At 68.3% G+C, this 14,898-nt stretch carries 13 protein-coding genes; 6 read left to right on the top strand and 7 right to left on the bottom strand.

The features are described 5' to 3' along the window. Positions 1-545 precede the first annotated feature (545 nt). The gene (gene sbmA / locus AC1DSA_RS24180; protein ID WP_477893459.1) at positions 546-1,562 is read left to right on the top strand and encodes a peptide antibiotic transporter SbmA; all 1,017 of its coding nucleotides are present in this window, start codon (positions 546-548) and stop codon (positions 1,560-1,562) included. On the opposite strand, the gene AC1DSA_RS24185 is transcribed toward sbmA, so the two are convergent. Further along, positions 1,563-2,387 carry a helix-turn-helix domain-containing protein gene (locus AC1DSA_RS24185; RefSeq protein WP_477893460.1) on the bottom strand — a complete coding sequence of 275 codons (825 nt, stop codon included), beginning with the start codon at positions 2,385-2,387 and terminating at the stop codon, positions 1,563-1,565. A gap of 151 nt (positions 2,388-2,538) precedes the next feature. Here AC1DSA_RS24185 and serC point away from each other — a divergent pair, with 151 nt between their 5' ends. Genes serC through AC1DSA_RS24205 form a run of 4 tightly spaced genes read left to right on the top strand, consistent with a single transcriptional unit; the run spans position 2,539 to position 8,931 of the window. Then, entirely contained in the window at positions 2,539-3,621 is a 1,083-nt protein-coding gene (gene serC / locus AC1DSA_RS24190) for a 3-phosphoserine/phosphohydroxythreonine transaminase (RefSeq protein WP_477893461.1), read from the top strand. After that, on the top strand, positions 3,614-4,804 hold the full coding sequence (locus tag AC1DSA_RS24195; RefSeq protein WP_477893462.1) for a phosphoglycerate dehydrogenase: 1,191 nt from the start codon (positions 3,614-3,616) through the stop codon (positions 4,802-4,804). Before serC ends, AC1DSA_RS24195 begins: the two co-directional genes overlap by 8 nt. Before the next feature lie 60 nt (positions 4,805-4,864). Next, complete coding sequence (locus AC1DSA_RS24200) at positions 4,865-7,756, top strand: aconitate hydratase (RefSeq protein WP_477893463.1); 2,892 nt, start codon at positions 4,865-4,867, stop codon at positions 7,754-7,756. Then, on the top strand, positions 7,753-8,931 hold the full coding sequence (locus tag AC1DSA_RS24205) for an FAD-dependent oxidoreductase (protein ID WP_477893464.1): 1,179 nt from the start codon (positions 7,753-7,755) through the stop codon (positions 8,929-8,931). The genes AC1DSA_RS24200 and AC1DSA_RS24205 overlap by 4 nt, the downstream gene beginning before the upstream one ends. A 4-nt stretch (positions 8,932-8,935) precedes the next feature. Here AC1DSA_RS24205 and kynA read toward each other — a convergent pair whose 3' ends face one another. The 4 genes from kynA to AC1DSA_RS24225 form a co-directional block, all read right to left on the bottom strand. Next, complete coding sequence (gene kynA, locus AC1DSA_RS24210) at positions 8,936-9,781, bottom strand: tryptophan 2,3-dioxygenase (protein ID WP_477893465.1); 846 nt, start codon at positions 9,779-9,781, stop codon at positions 8,936-8,938. A gap of 2 nt (positions 9,782-9,783) precedes the next feature. Continuing rightward, complete coding sequence (gene kynU, locus AC1DSA_RS24215; protein WP_477893466.1) at positions 9,784-11,046, bottom strand: kynureninase; 1,263 nt, start codon at positions 11,044-11,046, stop codon at positions 9,784-9,786. Further along, on the bottom strand, positions 11,043-11,672 hold the full coding sequence (gene kynB / locus AC1DSA_RS24220) for an arylformamidase (protein ID WP_477893467.1): 630 nt from the start codon (positions 11,670-11,672) through the stop codon (positions 11,043-11,045). The genes kynU and kynB overlap by 4 nt, the downstream gene beginning before the upstream one ends. 72 nt (positions 11,673-11,744) lie before the next feature. Continuing rightward, on the bottom strand, positions 11,745-12,080 hold the full coding sequence (locus AC1DSA_RS24225) for a YkgJ family cysteine cluster protein (protein ID WP_477893468.1): 336 nt from the start codon (positions 12,078-12,080) through the stop codon (positions 11,745-11,747). A gap of 85 nt (positions 12,081-12,165) precedes the next feature. Here AC1DSA_RS24225 and AC1DSA_RS24230 point away from each other — a divergent pair, with 85 nt between their 5' ends. Then, on the top strand, positions 12,166-12,570 hold the full coding sequence (locus AC1DSA_RS24230; protein WP_477893469.1) for a hypothetical protein: 405 nt from the start codon (positions 12,166-12,168) through the stop codon (positions 12,568-12,570). A gap of 4 nt (positions 12,571-12,574) precedes the next feature. Here AC1DSA_RS24230 and argF read toward each other — a convergent pair whose 3' ends face one another. Continuing rightward, a complete protein-coding gene (gene argF / locus AC1DSA_RS24235; protein ID WP_477893470.1) occupies positions 12,575-13,495 on the bottom strand; it encodes an ornithine carbamoyltransferase in 921 nt (306 codons plus the stop codon). Positions 13,496-13,499: 4 nt separating this feature from the next. Further along, complete coding sequence (locus tag AC1DSA_RS24240; protein WP_477893471.1) at positions 13,500-14,693, bottom strand: acetylornithine/succinylornithine family transaminase; 1,194 nt, start codon at positions 14,691-14,693, stop codon at positions 13,500-13,502. Positions 14,694-14,898 lie beyond the last annotated feature (205 nt).

Genomic DNA, 14,898 nt, shown 5'->3' on the forward strand with positions numbered 1-14,898 from the left:
CGCCACCACCACCCGCGCCGCCGCCGCCGCCAGCACCGCCGCCGCCGCCAGCACCGCCCGCTCCGGCGCCAGCGCCTGCGCCTGCACCCCCACCGCCGCCGCCACCGGCGCCCGCGGCCTGGGCCAATCCGAGGCTGAGTGCACTGACCAGCGCTGCGGACAGCAGGCTGAGCTTCACCGCTCCCATGTTCGATTTCATCGAAATATCTCCTGACGAGTTTTGTTGACTGCTTGTGTTCCGACCCGTGACGCACGCAACCGGTCGGTCCCTGACCCTTCCACCTGCGGTTGCTGGCGAGCCAGGCTGTAGGTGAAGCAAATCGATGGTCGCGGGAACAGGGCGTGGCGTTCGTACGGACCCGGCGCGGGCGTCTGTCCGCAACAGCCGATACACCTTGAAGGACAACGAGGCACAACTTAGGTTGCACGATGCATCTGGCGCAGCGGCCCGAATGCTGGCTCTGCAGCTATGGAAATCGGAGCGCACCCGGTCCGGCGACAGACCCGTTAGCATGCGCCACCACGTCGCAAGGGTTTAGCACTTCATGTTCCGTTCCTTCTTCCTGAACCGTCGCTGGATGCCGTGGTCGCTGCTCGGCACCGCGCTGATCCTGTTCGCCACCTGGTACCGCGTGCAGCTGGACGTGCAGATCAACGAGTGGTTCGGGACCTTCTACGACCTCGTGCAGAACGCCTTGTCCAAGCCCAAGAGCATCACGCTGTCGTCCTACTGGCAGCAGCTGGCCACCTTCATCAGCATCGCGATGGTCTACGTCACGGTGGCGGTGCTGCTGGACTTCTTCATCAAGCACTACGTGTTCCGCTGGCGGCAGGCGATGAACGACTACTACATGCAGCACTGGCAGAAGCTGCGCGTGGTCGAAGGCTCGGCGCAGCGGGTGCAGGAGGACACCATGCGCTTCGCCCGCATCATGGAAGGACTGGGCGTCGAGCTGATGCGCAGCCTGATGACGCTGGCCGCGTTCCTGCCCATCCTGTGGGCGCTGTCGGACAAGATCACGGAGATCCCCATCATCGGGTCGATCCCGCATTCGCTGGTGTGGGTGTCGATCGGATGGGCGCTGTTCGGCACCGTGGTGCTGGCGTTCACCGGCATCCTGCTGCCGGGCCTGGAATTCCAGAACCAGCGGGTCGAGGCGGCCTACCGTAAGGAACTGGTCTACGGTGAGGACGATCCCTCGCGCGCTGCCCCGCCGGTGGCCACGGCCCTGTTCCAGCACGTGCGCCGCAACTACTTCCGCCTGTTCTTCCACTACCTCTACTTCGACGTGGTGAAGTGGTCGTACCTGCAGGTCAGCGTGCTGGTGCCCCTGATCGCGATCGGCCCCACGGTGGCCGCCGGCGTGATCACACTGGGTGTGATGCAGCAGATCTCGCGCGCCTTCGACAAGGTGACCGAGTCCTTCCAGTACCTCGTGCTCAGCTGGAGCACGATCGTGGAACTGATCTCCGTGTACAAGCGCTTGCGCGCCTTCGAGAGCCGCATCCACGAGCCGGATGCCGCGCCACCGGACGACGGACTGGTGCCGTTGAACCCGTGATCAGGCCGCCAGCTGGCGCAGCACCTCGCCGGTGAACGCATCGGCGGGGAAGAAGGTCTCCAGCGCCAGCTCCTGCAGCGTCACATCGACGGGCGACCCGAAGACCGTCGTGGTGCTGATCAGGTTGATCACGCCGGCCGGCGTGCGAAAGCGCAGGGGCACCACGATGCCCAGCACTTCGCCCGAGAGCCGCGTCGCGTCGCCGTCGGGCGGCGCCGGATAGGAGCGCAGCTCCTGCTCCAGCGCCTGCAACTTCGTATCCCCGGTCGCCTGGATCTGCTGGCGCAGCCGCTCGAACAGGTGGTGCCGCCATTGGCCGATGTTGACGATCCGCGGGGCAAGACCCTCGGGGTGGAGGCTCAGGCGCAGCACGTTCACCGGAGGCCGCATGAGGGATGCGGGGATGCCAGCCAGCAGGTGCGGCACCAGCGCGTTGTGCGCGACCAGGTTCCAGTAGCGGTCGATCGCCAGCGCAGGGTAGGGCTCGTGGCTGTCCAGGATCAGCTGCACGGCGTCCCTGGCGGCCGCCAGCGCCGGATGGTCGAGCGGGCGTTCGCGGTACATCGGCGCATAGCCGGCGGCGACCAGCAGGGCATTGCGCTCGCGCAGCGGGACGTCGAGCCGCTCGGCCAGGCGCAGCACCATCTCCCGGCTGGGCACCGAGCGGCCGGTTTCGACGAAGCTCAGGTGGCGGGTGGAGATGTCGGCTTCGCCGGCCAGGTCGAGCTGGCTCATCCGCCGGCGCAAGCGCCATGCGCGCAGGTGTTCGCCGAAGGGGCGCACCTGCGAGGCGGCGGGAGCGGGCGTGGCGAGGGCGAGGTCCATGGCCGCGATGGTAGAACGGCCGCGTCCGCGCTTCCATGACCTCGCAGGTCATGCCGGCACGGCCCGTGCGCCGGCCGGGTCTTGGTCATCTTGTATGCTGGCGGGTCGCGGCGCACCCGCGCCCTGCCTTGCTTCAGCGTCCAGAGAGCCCATGACCCGCGTTTTCAATTTCAGCCCCGGTCCCGCCACCCTTCCCGAGCCCGTCCTGCGCAAGGCGGCCGAGGAAATGCTGGACTGGCACGGCTCCGGCATGTCGGTCATGGAGATGAGCCACCGCGGCAAGGAGTTCATGTCCATCCACGCCGAGGCGGAGGATCTGCTCAAGGAGTTGATGGGCATTCCCGCCAACTACCAGGTGCTGTTCATGCAGGGTGGCGCGATTGGCGAGAACGCGATCGTGCCGCTGAACCTGATCGGCGCGAAGGGGCGGGCGGATTACGTGCTCACCGGCGACTGGTCCAAGAAGTCCTACAAGGAGGCCAAGATCTACGGCAGCATCACCGTCGCCGCGACGGGCGAGGCATCCAAGTTCACCGCGATTCCGAAGCAGTCCGAGTGGAAGCTGGACCCGGACGCGTCGTACGTCCACATCTGCTCCAACGAGACGATCGGCGGCGTGCAGTTCCACTGGACGCCGGACACCGGCTCGGTTCCGCTGGTGGCCGACATGTCGTCCGACGTGCTGTCGCGCCCGATCGACGTCAGCAAGTACGGCCTCATCTACGCCGGCGCTCAGAAGAACATCGGCCCCTCCGGCCTCACGATCGTCGTGGTGCGCAAGGACTTGCTGGGCCACGCCCTGACAGTGACGCCCTCGGCCTTCAACTACAAGACGCAGGCCGAAGCGGACTCGATGTACAACACGCCGCCCACCTATGCGATCTACATCGCCGGGCTGGTGCTCAAGCACGTGAAGGCGCTGGGCGGGATGCAGGCCATGGCGCAGCACAACGCCGAGAAGGCGGCCGTGCTGTATGACTTCCTGGACACGACGGCCTTCTACCGCAACCCGATTGCGCGGGAAGACCGGTCACTGATGAACGTGCCCTTCTGGCTCAAGGATGCAGCGCTGGACGACGCCTTCCTCAAAGGCGCCCAGCAGCGCGGGATGGTCCAGCTCAAGGGCCACCGCTCGGTCGGCGGGATGCGTGCTTCGATCTACAACGCCATGCCCATCGAAGGGGTGCAGGCGCTCGTGCAGTACATGAAGGATTTCGAGCGGCAACATGGCTAACGGGTCCGCCTTCGGGGTGCTGGTCCTCAACCAGATCTCGAAGTCTGGTCTCGAGCGCTTGCCCGCGCCCCGTTACCGCACGGGCAAGGACATCGCCGAGCCCGATGCGATCCTGGTCCGCTCGGCGGACCTCCACGCGATGGACATCCCGGCCTCGGTGCGCGCCGTGGCCCGCGCCGGCGCCGGCATCAACAACATCCCGGTGGCCGCGCTGAGCGCGCGCGGCGTCCCGGTCTTCAATGCCCCCGGCGGCAACGCCAACGCGGTGAAGGAACTGGTGCTGGCCGGCATGCTGATGGCCGCGCGCAACCTGGGCGCGGCGCAACGCTTCGTCGACGGGCTGGACCCGCGGCTGCCGCACCTGGAACGCGCCGTCGAGGAAGGCAAGAAGGCGTTCGCCGGCTTCGAGCTCGCGGGCCAGACCCTGGGCGTGATCGGGCTGGGCAAGGTGGGCGCGCTGGTCGCGGACGCCGCCATCAAGCTGGGCATGCAGGTGCTGGGCTTCGATCCGGAGATCACCGTCGAGGCCGCATGGAGCCTGTCGTCGCAGGTGCGGCGCGCGACGAGCGTGGAAGACGTGCTGAAGAACGCGAACCTGGTCTCGCTGCACGTGCCCCTGGTCAAGGCGACGCGCCACCTGGTGAACCGCGAAAACCTCGCGCTCATGCGCAGCGACGCCGTGTTGCTGAACTTCTCGCGCGAAGGCGTGGTGGACGATGCGGCCACGATTGCGGCGCTGGATGCCGGCAAGCTGGGCTGCTACGTCTGCGATTTTCCCAATGCCGGCGTGCTGCGGCACGGCCGCGTGATCGCGCTGCCCCACCTGGGGGCGTCGACGCGCGAAGCCGAGGAGAACTGCGCCATCATGGTTGCGGAGCAGCTGCGCGACTTCCTCGAGCACGGCAACGTGCGCAACGCGGTGAATTTCCCGGACGTGAGCATGAGCCGGGGCACGGCCTGGCGGGTGGCCATCGCGAACGCGAACGTGCCCAACATGCTGGGCCAGATTTCCACCGCGATGGCGCACGCGGGGCTCAACATCCACAACATGGTCAACAAGTCGCGGGGCGACATGGCCTACACGCTGGTGGACGTCGACAGTGCCGTGGATCCGCAGGTCCTCGCCGCCATTGCCGCCATCGAGGGCGTTCTCGTCGTCCGTTACCTTCCGACGGCGGATTAGCGGCCCTCGCGTTGCTTCTGGCGGCACAATGACGCAAAGCAACAACGAGAGGTCGAGAGAATGACGAACGCCTTCGCCCACACCCTCCAGAGCTTCAAGGCCGGCACCGGCCGCACCGGCCGGTTCTACTCGCTGCCCGAGCTCGCCAAGCACTACCCCAACATCGGACGGCTGCCGCTGTCTTTGCGCATCGTGCTGGAATCCGTGCTGCGCCACTGTGACGGCAAGAAGGTCACAGCCGAGCACGTCGAGCAGCTCGCCAACTGGCAACCGGGCACGGAGCGCACGGCCGAGATCCCGTTCACCGTCGCCCGCGTCGTGCTGCAGGATTTCACCGGCGTGCCCCTGCTGGCCGACTTGGCCGCCATGCGCAGCGCCGCGCACCGCCTGGGCAAGGACGTCGGCCGCATCGAACCTCTGGTTCCCGTGGACCTCGTCGTGGACCACTCGATCATGGTGGACCACTATGGCCAGAAGGACGCGATCGACCTCAACATGAAGCTGGAGTTCCAGCGCAACCGTGAGCGCTACCAGTTCATGAAGTGGGGCATGCAGGCCTTCAAGACCTTCGGCGTGGTGCCCCCCGGATTCGGCATCGTGCACCAGATCAACCTGGAGTACCTCGCGCGCGGCGTGCACCAGCGCGACGACGGCGTGTGCTACTTCGACTCGCTGGTCGGCACCGACAGCCACACGACGATGATCAACGGCATCGGGGTGGTGGGCTGGGGCGTCGGCGGCATCGAGGGCGAGGCCGCGATGCTCGGGCAGCCGGTGTATTTCCTGACGCCGGACGTGGTGGGTTTCGAGCTCACCGGCCAGCTGCGCGAAGGCTGCACCGCCACCGACCTGGTGCTCACCGTGACCGAGACCCTGCGCAAGCACAAGGTCGTGGGCAAGTTCGTCGAGTTCTTCGGCGAGGGCACGCGCAGCCTGGCGGTGCCGGACCGTGCCACCATCGCCAACATGGCGCCCGAGTACGGCGCGACCATGGGCTTCTTCCCCGTGGACGAGCGCACCATCGACTACTTCGAGGGGACCGGGCGCAGCAAGGAAGAGGTCAAGCTGCTCGAGGCCTATTTCAAGGCCCAGGGCATGTTCGGCGTGCCGATGCCGGGCGAGGTGGATTACTCATCCGTCGTGCGCCTGGACCTCGGGCAGGTGACCCCCAGCCTGTCCGGTCCCAAGCGTCCGCAGGACCGCATCGAGATCGGCAAGGTGGCCCGCACCTTCCAGTCGCTGTTCTCCAAGTCCGTGGCCGAGAACGGCTTCAACCAGTCGCCCGACCTGCTGCACACGCGGCACCTGGTCCAGCGACCGGGCAACGAAAAGGTCGGCGAGAACGTGCCGCCGGACAATCCGCCGACGCCGCTTGCGGCCCCGCGCTTCGTGCAGGAGATGGAGGCCAACAAGCCCACGCCGCCGTCCGCCCACGCGATGTCCATTCCGCACGTGGAGGTGGGCGACATCACCATCGGCAACGGCGACGTGCTGATCGCCGCGATCACGAGCTGCACCAACACCTCCAACCCCGGCGTGCTGCTTGCGGCGGGCCTGCTCGCGAAGAAGGCGGTGGAGAAGGGGATGCGCGTCAAGCCGCACATCAAGACCTCGCTGTCGCCCGGCTCGCGCATCGTCACCGAGTACCTGCGCGAGGCCAAGCTGCTGCCCTACCTGGAGCAGCTGGGCTTCACGCTGGCCGGCTACGGCTGCATGACCTGCATCGGCAACTCGGGCGACCTGACGCCGGAGATCAACGAGGCGATCGGCCAGAGCGACCTGGTGTGCGCCGCCGTGCTTTCGGGCAACCGCAACTTCGAGGCGCGCATCCATCCGAACATCAAGGCGAACTTCCTCGCGAGCCCGCCGCTGGTGGTGGCCTACGCGCTGGCCGGGACGGTGCTGAAGGACCTGATGACGGAGCCGGTGGGGCAGGGCGCGGACGGCAAGGACGTCTGGCTGGGCGACATCTGGCCGTCGAGCGACGAGGTGCACAAGCTGATGAAGTTCGCGATGAACGCGAAGGCGTTCCGCGCCAACTACGGCAAGGTGAAGACCGACCCGGGGGCGCTGTGGCAGGACATCGAAGGCGTCGCGGGCGACACCTACAACTGGCCCAAGAGCACCTACATCGCCGAGCCGCCGTTCTTCGATGGCTTCACCCTTTCGCCGCCCGAGGCCGCTGCCGGCCAGCCGATCGGCACCGGTCATGCGGTGGCGGTGTGCGATGCCCGCATCATCGGCTTGTTCGGCGACTCGATCACGACCGACCACATCTCGCCGGCCGGCTCCATCAAGGACAGCTCGCCCGCGGGGCGCTGGCTGCAGGAGCATGGCGTGCTCAAGCCGGACTTCAACAGCTACGGCTCGCGCCGCGGCAACCACGAGGTGATGATGCGCGGCACCTTCGCCAACGTGCGCATCAAGAACCTGATGCTTCCCGTGGGTCCCGATGGCTCGCGCGAGGAGGGCGGCCTCACGATCTACCGCGACGCCGGCGGCAACGCCCAGCAGATGTTCATCTACGACGCCGCCATGAAGTACATGGCGGAGGGGCGTCCCACGGTGGTCTTCGCCGGCGAGGAATACGGCACCGGCTCGTCGCGCGACTGGGCGGCCAAGGGCACGCAGCTGCTGGGCATCAAGGCCGTGGTGGCGCGCAGCTTCGAGCGCATCCACCGCAGCAACCTCGTGGGCATGGGGGTGCTGCCGCTGCAGTTCGAGGGCGACATGAGCTGGCAGTCGCTGGGCCTCACCGGCGAGGAGCTGATCGACATCGAGACCGATCCGCAGCTGCGGCCGCAAAGCCGCGCGGCGCTGGTGGTCCGACGGCCCGACGGCTCCCGGCAGGAGGTGAAGCTCGTGCTGCGCATCGACACGCCGATCGAGGTCGACTACTACAAGCACGGGGGCATCCTTCCCTACGTGCTGCGGCAGCTGCTGCAGGCGTGACCCGCGAGCTGCTGATCGCCGGAGGCGGCATCGGCGGCCTCGCGGCGGCCGTGGCCGCGCGGCGGGCACGCTGGGAAGCGCGCCTGTTCGAACAGGCGGACCACTTCTCCGAAGTCGGCGCCGGCATCCAGCTGGGCCCCAACACCAGTCGCATCCTGCGGGAGTGGGACTTGCTGCGGGGCCCGCTGGGCGAGCAGGTGGTCAGGCCGCCGCTCCTGCGCGTGCGCGATGGGGTCGACGGCACGGAACTGGGCCTGCTGGAGCTCGGTGCCAGCTGCGAGCAACGCTACGGCGCCCCCTATCTCACTGTCCACCGTGCCGACCTGCAGGCGGCCCTGCTGGAAGCGGCGCGCGAGGCGGGAACCCGCCTGCACACCGGCTGCCGCATCTCCAACGTGGAGCCGCAGGCCGACGGCGTCGCAGTGCGCACGCCGACGGCGGAGCTCGTGCACGGCGACGCCCTCGTGGCCGCGGACGGCGTCTGGAGCAGGCTGCGCAACGAAGTCGCCGGCGGCGACGCGCCCCGGGCCAGCGGCCATCTTGCCTACCGCGGCATCGTGCGGCAGCAGGACCTGCCTGGGCGGTTGCGCAGCGCCGAAGTGACGGTGTGGCTGGCGCCGCGCATGCACCTGGTGAGCTATCCCGTGCGAGGCGGCGACTGGCTCAACGTGGTGTGCGTCGTCGAGGGCACGCAGCCCGGCGACCCGCGCGATTGGGACCACGCGGCTTCGCAGGCGCAGCTCGATGCAGCGCTCGGCCCCGTCTGCGCCGAGGTGCGCGAGCGCGTGGCGTCCATGCCCGGCTGGCGCCTGTGGGTGCTGCACGCGCGCGACCCGGTGGCCTCCCCCGAGCAGATGGCGCGCGGCCGCCTGGCGCTGCTCGGCGACGCGGCGCACCCCATGCGCCCGTATCTCGCCCAGGGCGCGGGGATGGCGATCGAGGATGCCCGCGAGCTGCAGCGGGTGCTGGCCATGGTGAGCGACGACATCACGGACGTGCCCACGGCCTTGCGGCGCTATGCGCTCAACCGCTGGGAACGCGTGGGCAAGGTGCAGGAACGTTCGCAGCGCAACGGAACGATCTTCCACGCGACCGGTCCCCTGCGCATGGCGCGCAATGCGGCGCTGCGGACGCTGGGTGCGAGGCTGCTGGACCAGCCGTGGCTGTACCGCTAGCGCCTCACAGGTCCGTGCGCAGCTGCCAGATCTCCGGAAACAGCACCACGTCGAGCATCTTGCGCAGGTAGCTCACGCCGCCGGTGCCGCCGGTGCCGCGCTTGAAGCCGATCACGCGCTCCACGGTCGTGACGTGGCGGAAGCGCCAGAGCCGGAAGGCATCTTCCAGGTCGGTCAGCTCTTCGCCGAGCTGGTACAGGTCCCATTGCCTGGCAGGTTCTCGGTAGACGGAGAGCCAGGCCTGCTCCACTTCCTTGCTGGCCTGGTAGGGCTGCGTCCAGTCGCGCTCCAGGTGCGAGGCGGGGAGGGCCAGGCCGCGGCGCGCCAACAATCGCAGTGCCTCGTCGTACAGCGAAGGTGCCTCGTAGGCAGCGCGCACGATCGCCAGCCGCTCGGCATGGTGCTCGTGGGGCTTGAGCATCGCCGCGTTCTTGTTGCCCAGCCGGAACTCGATGCAACGGTACTGCCAGCTCTGGAAGCCGCTGGAGGTGGCGAGGTAAGGCCGGATCGCGCTGTACTCCGGTGGCGTCATGGTGGCCAGGACATCCCAGGCGTGCACCAGCTGCTCCATGATGCGCGAGACGCGCGCGAGCATCTTGAAGGCGGGCGGCAGCTCGTCGCGGGCGATGCAGGCGGTCGCCGCGCCCAGCTCGTGCAGCATCAGCTTCATCCAGAGCTCGCTGGTCTGGTGCTGCACGATGAACAGCATCTCGTTGTGGTCCGGCGAGCGCGGCTGCTGCGCGTTCAGGATGGCATCGAGCTGCAGGTAGTCGCCATAGCTCATGTCGCGGCTGAAATCCAGCTGCGGCTGCTCGGACGCGACGATGTCCTCGGGCTTGCGTGCGTCCATGTTCAGGTCACCGATTGGGTGCGATGGAATTCGGGGCGCTGCCACTCGTCCTCGGCGAGCACCTGGCGCAAGTGCTCGACCGCGTGCCAGGCATCTTCGAAGCGCAGGTACAGCGGCGTGAAGCCGAAACGCAGGATGTCGGGCGCGCCGGCCCGGAAGTCGCCGATCACGCCGCGCGCGATCAGTGCCTGCACGATCGCGTAGGCGCCCGTCTCGCGCGTGAGGCACACCTGCGAGCCGCGCAAGGCGTGCTCGCGCGGCGTGGCGAGCCCCAGTCCGTGGCCGCCGCAACGTTCCTCCACGAGGGCGATGAACAGGTCGGTGAGCGCGAGCGACTTGCGCCGCAACGCCGCCATGCCGCCCAAGGGAGCGGCCGCCAGCACGGTGTCGAGCCCGCATTCGAGGGCGGTCATGCTCAGGATCGGCTGCGTGCCGCACTGGTAGCGGGCGATGCCTGAAGCGGGCTGGTAGCCGGGTGTGAAGGCAAAAGGCGCGGCGTGGCTCCACCAACCGGCCAGCGGTTGCCAGAAGCGGTCCGTGTGGCGCGGGTGCACCCAGACGAAGGCAGGAGCGCCGGGGCCGCCGTTGAGGTACTTGTAGCCGCAGCCCACGGCGAAGTCGGCGTCCGCCGCGTGCAGGTCCACCTCCACGGCGCCGGCGCTGTGCGCCAGGTCCCAGACTGCGATGGCGCCCGCCGCGTGGGCCGCCGCGGTCACCGCCCGCATGTCGTGCATCGCGCCGGTGCGGTAGTTCACGTGGGTGAGCATCAGCACCGCGGTGCGGTCGCCGAGTGCCGACGGAATCTGATCTGCGTCGAGCAGCTGCAGGGTGAAGCCCCGCTCGCGGCAGAGCGCTTCGGCGATGTAGTTGTCGGTGGGAAAGTTGCTGCGCTCGCTGACCACGATGCGGCGGGCGGGCGCGTCGGCGGCCGCCATCGAGAGGGCGGCGCTCAGCACCTTGAACAGGTTGATCGAGGTGCTGTCGGTGCAGACCAGTTCGGCCGGCCGGGCGCCCACCAGCGTCGCGATCCTGTCGCCCAGGCGCCGCGGCAGTTCGAACCATCCGGCGGTGTTCCAGGACCGGATCAGGCCCTCGCCCCATTCCTCGCGCACGGCGCGGGCGATGCGTTCCGGCGCCGCCTTCGGCAACGGACCGAGCGAGTTGCCGTCCAGGTAGATCACCCCGTCGGGCAGGGTGAACAGGTCGCGCAACGCACGCAGCGGATCCTGCGCGTCCAGCTTGCGGCAGTCCTGCAAGGTCGTCATGCGAGCTCCCTCAGCACGGCGCGCACCGGGGAGGCGTCGGCGGTCATGAGTTTCAGGGGCAGGGCGATCAGCTCGTAATCGCCTTCCGGCACCGCGTCGAGCACCAGGTTCTCCAGCACGCGCACGCCGCGACGGCGGACCACCTGGTGGCTGTCCAGCGTCTTGCTGTCGGCCGGGTCGATGCTGGCGGTGTCGATGCCGACGAGGCGCACGCCCGCGTCGGCGAGCCGCTCGATGGTGGCGGGCGCGAACGCGGCCAGCAACGGGTCCCATCGGTCGACCGGCGCGCGCTCGTAGGTGCGGACCAGCACGCGCGGCGGCACGTCGTGCATCGCATGCGCGATGTGCTGCCAGGTGACCAGCGGACCGCAGGCGATGGCATGCACCACGCGACAGCGTCCGAGGTAGGGCTCCAGGTCCAGCGCGCCGACGGGGGTGCCGTGGGGGTCGTAGTGCAGCGGCGCATCGGCGTGCGCCCCCACGTGTGGAGACAGGGTGAGCGTGCTGACATTCACCGGGCAGCCGGGCGCGATGGTCGCGGCCCACTGCTGCGCGTACGGGGTGTCACCCGGAAAGACCGGCGCGCCGGGCTGCACCGGCGGCGAGATGTCCCAGAGGCGTGGCATGCGGCGGAGTGTGCGCCGCGATTTCGCGCGTGGTGTCGGTTGGTTCCAACAGCGCGCAAAAATCCTTGAGGCTTAAAGCATCGCGGGATCCAGCGGCGGCATCCCGTGGCGGGCCCGCGCCCTTTCGCAGCCATGGCTGCCCGGCTCCAGCTCGCGGCAGGGGTTCGGGCGCCACTCATAGATCCCGCAGGAGGCGCGCTCGCCCACCTTGCCGGTCAGCGCGGCGCAGCGGATGGGCACGTGGTCCGTGCCCCGCATCCGCATGGTGCTGCCGGTCACCTCCACCGCCAGGCCACACGGCACGGTCCCGCCCATGTCTTCCATTTCGTAGACCGCGAAGTCCACGCGGAAGGCGGCGCAGCAGGCGCCGCAGAGCAGGCAGGGATGGTCGGGGACGGACGGTGGCATGGCAGGTCAACGCAAGCAATGGCGGGAGCGTTTCGGCAGGGCTGTATGCAAATACAGTCCACCGTCACTTCCCCAGGAGGCAATCATGGAACTGCAGATCGCGCGCCAGATTATCGATGTCCTCGCGCAGGGCATCCATCCCATCACCGGCGAGGCCATGCCGGAGGACAGTCCCTACAACGCGCCACCGGTGATCCGCGCGTTGCACGTGGTGTCGCGCGCCCTCGAAGGCATGGGCGCCGCACCGGCGCCCAGCGAGGAACCTTCCCGTGCGCGCCGCAGCCAGCCACCGAATGCGGGGAAAGCCTGGTCCGCCCAGGAAGATGCCGCGCTCGAAACCGCCTTCGATGCCGGCATCCCGGTCCGGCAAGTCGCGCAGGAACTCGGGCGCACCGCCTTCGCCGTCGAGCAGCGCCTGATCAAGCTGGGTAAGGTCGCCGCACCGGCCGGAGGTGGACGCTACGGCAACGGTCCGGCGCCCATGAACTGAAGCTTCAGTCCGCCACCCGCCCGAGCAGGAGGTACTCCATGAGCGCCTTCTGCACGTGCATGCGGTTCTCCGCCTCGTCCCAGACCACCGACTGCGGCCCGTCGATCACGTCGGCTTCGACTTCCTCGCCGCGGTGCGCGGGCAGGCAGTGCATGAAGAGCGCGTCGGGCTTGGCGGCGCGCATCATTTCGGTGTCCACGCACCAGTCGGCGAAGGCGCGGCGGCGTTCCTCGTTCTCGGCCTCGAAGCCCATGCTGGTCCAGACGTCGGTGGTCACCAGGTCGGCACCGCGGCAAGCCTCCATCGGGTCCTTGAAGACCCGGTAGCTGTCGCCGCTGCGCAGGCCCGCCACCGCCTGGTCGACCTCGTAGCCGGTGGGAGTGCTCAGGTGCAGCGTGAAGCCCAGCAGCTCCGCCGCCTGCAGCCAGGTGTTGGCCATGTTGTTGCCGTCACCCACCCAGGCAACGACGCGGCCCTGGATCGAGCCGCGGTGCTCGATGAAGGTGAAGATGTCGGCCAGGATCTGGCACGGGTGGAACTCGTTCGTGAGGCCGTTGATGACGGGCACGCGCGAGTGCTCCGCGAAGCGCTCGATCTTGTCCTGGCCGAAGGTGCGGATCATCACCAGGTCCACCATGCGGCTGATGACCTTGGCGCTGTCCTCGATCGGTTCGGCGCGCCCCAGCTGGCTGTCGCCGGTGGTGAGGTGCACCACCGAGCCGCCCAGCTGGTACATGCCCGCCTCGAAGCTCACGCGGGTGCGCGTGGACGCCTTCTCGAAGATCATGGCCAGCGTGCGGTCCGCCAGCGGGTGGTACTTCTCGTACTTCTTGAACTTGCGCTTGATCACCGCCGCACGCTGGAAGATCCACTCGTGCTCCTCGGTGCTGAAGTCGCTGAACTGCAGGAAATGCCGGATCGACATGGTGCTATTCCGACAGGAAGTCCCGCACCAGCGGCGCGAGCAGGGCGACCACGTCGTCGGCCTGCTGCTCGGTCATGATCAGCGGCGGCAGCAAGCGGACCACGGTGTCGGCGGTGACGCTGATCAGCAGGCCGGCGTCGGCTGCCCGCTGGGTGAGGGCGCCGCAGGGCTTCGCCAGTTCCACGCCCAGCATCAGGCCCTGGCCGCGGATCTCCACCACGCCCTTGAGCGCGCCCAGTTCACGCGCCAGCGCGCCCTTCAGGTGCGTGCCCACGCGGGACGCGTTGTCGAGCAGTCCGTCCTCTTCCATGATCCGCAGCGTCTCCACACCCGCGCGCATGGCCAGCGGGTTGCCGCCGAAGGTGGTGCCGTGGTTGCCCGGCTGGAACAGGTTGGCCGCCCTGGGACCGGCCACCACCGCGCCGACCGGCACGCCCGAGCCCAGGCCCTTGGCCAGCGGCATCACGTCCGGGACGATGCCGGCCCACTGGTGCGCGAACCACTTGCCGGTCCGGCCCATGCCGCACTGCACCTCGTCGATCATCAGCAGCCAGTCCTTCTGGTCGCACAGTTCGCGCACCTTCTGCAGGTAGTCGATGCGCATCTGGTTGATGCCGCCTTCGCCCTGGATGGTTTCAAAGAACACGGCCACCACGTTCTTGTTGCCGTCGGTTGCCTTGCGCAGGGCCTCGATGTCGTTCATCGGCACCCGGATGAACCCCTCCACCAGCGGCGCGAAGCCCTTCTGCACCTTCTCGTTGCCGGTGGCGGAGAGCGTGGCGATGCTGCGGCCATGGAAGGCCTTTTCGTACACCACGATCTCCGGGCGCTCGATGCCGCGGTCGTGGCCGAACTTGCGCGCGAGCTTGATGGCCGCCTCGTTGGCTTCCAGCCCGGTGGAGCAGAAGAACACATTCGTCAGCCCCGCCAATTCCGCCAGCCTGGCCGCCAGCTTTTCCTGGTTGGGCACGTGGTAGTAGTTGGAACTGTGGATGATCCGGGCCACCTGGTCCTGCAGGGCTGGCACCAGCTTGGGGTGGTTGTGGCCGAGGGTGTTCACGGCGATCCCGGCGAGGGCGTCGAGGTAGCGCTTGCCGTTCACATCCCACACGTAGCAGCCGTCCCCTCGCTCCAGCGCGATGGGAAGCCGGCCATAGGTGTTCATGGTGTGGGGCGATGCCGCCTCGATCTGGGCCATTCGGGGTCCTCGTTCCGTGTCACAAATGAAAGCGGCTCAACGATGCGGGGTCCCGGTGAAACGGTTCCCGGGGTGCACAAGTGAGCCGTTGGATCGCGATTGTAGGCACACGTGTTGCGTGCTTTGTTTGAGAATTCCGCATCACAGCGATGCCTCTCGACAGCCCGGTGACAGGCAGGCGGGGTCCAATGGCGGGGCTCAACTC

The sequence above is a fragment of the Ramlibacter sp. P4_H7 genome, assembly GCF_056400765.1.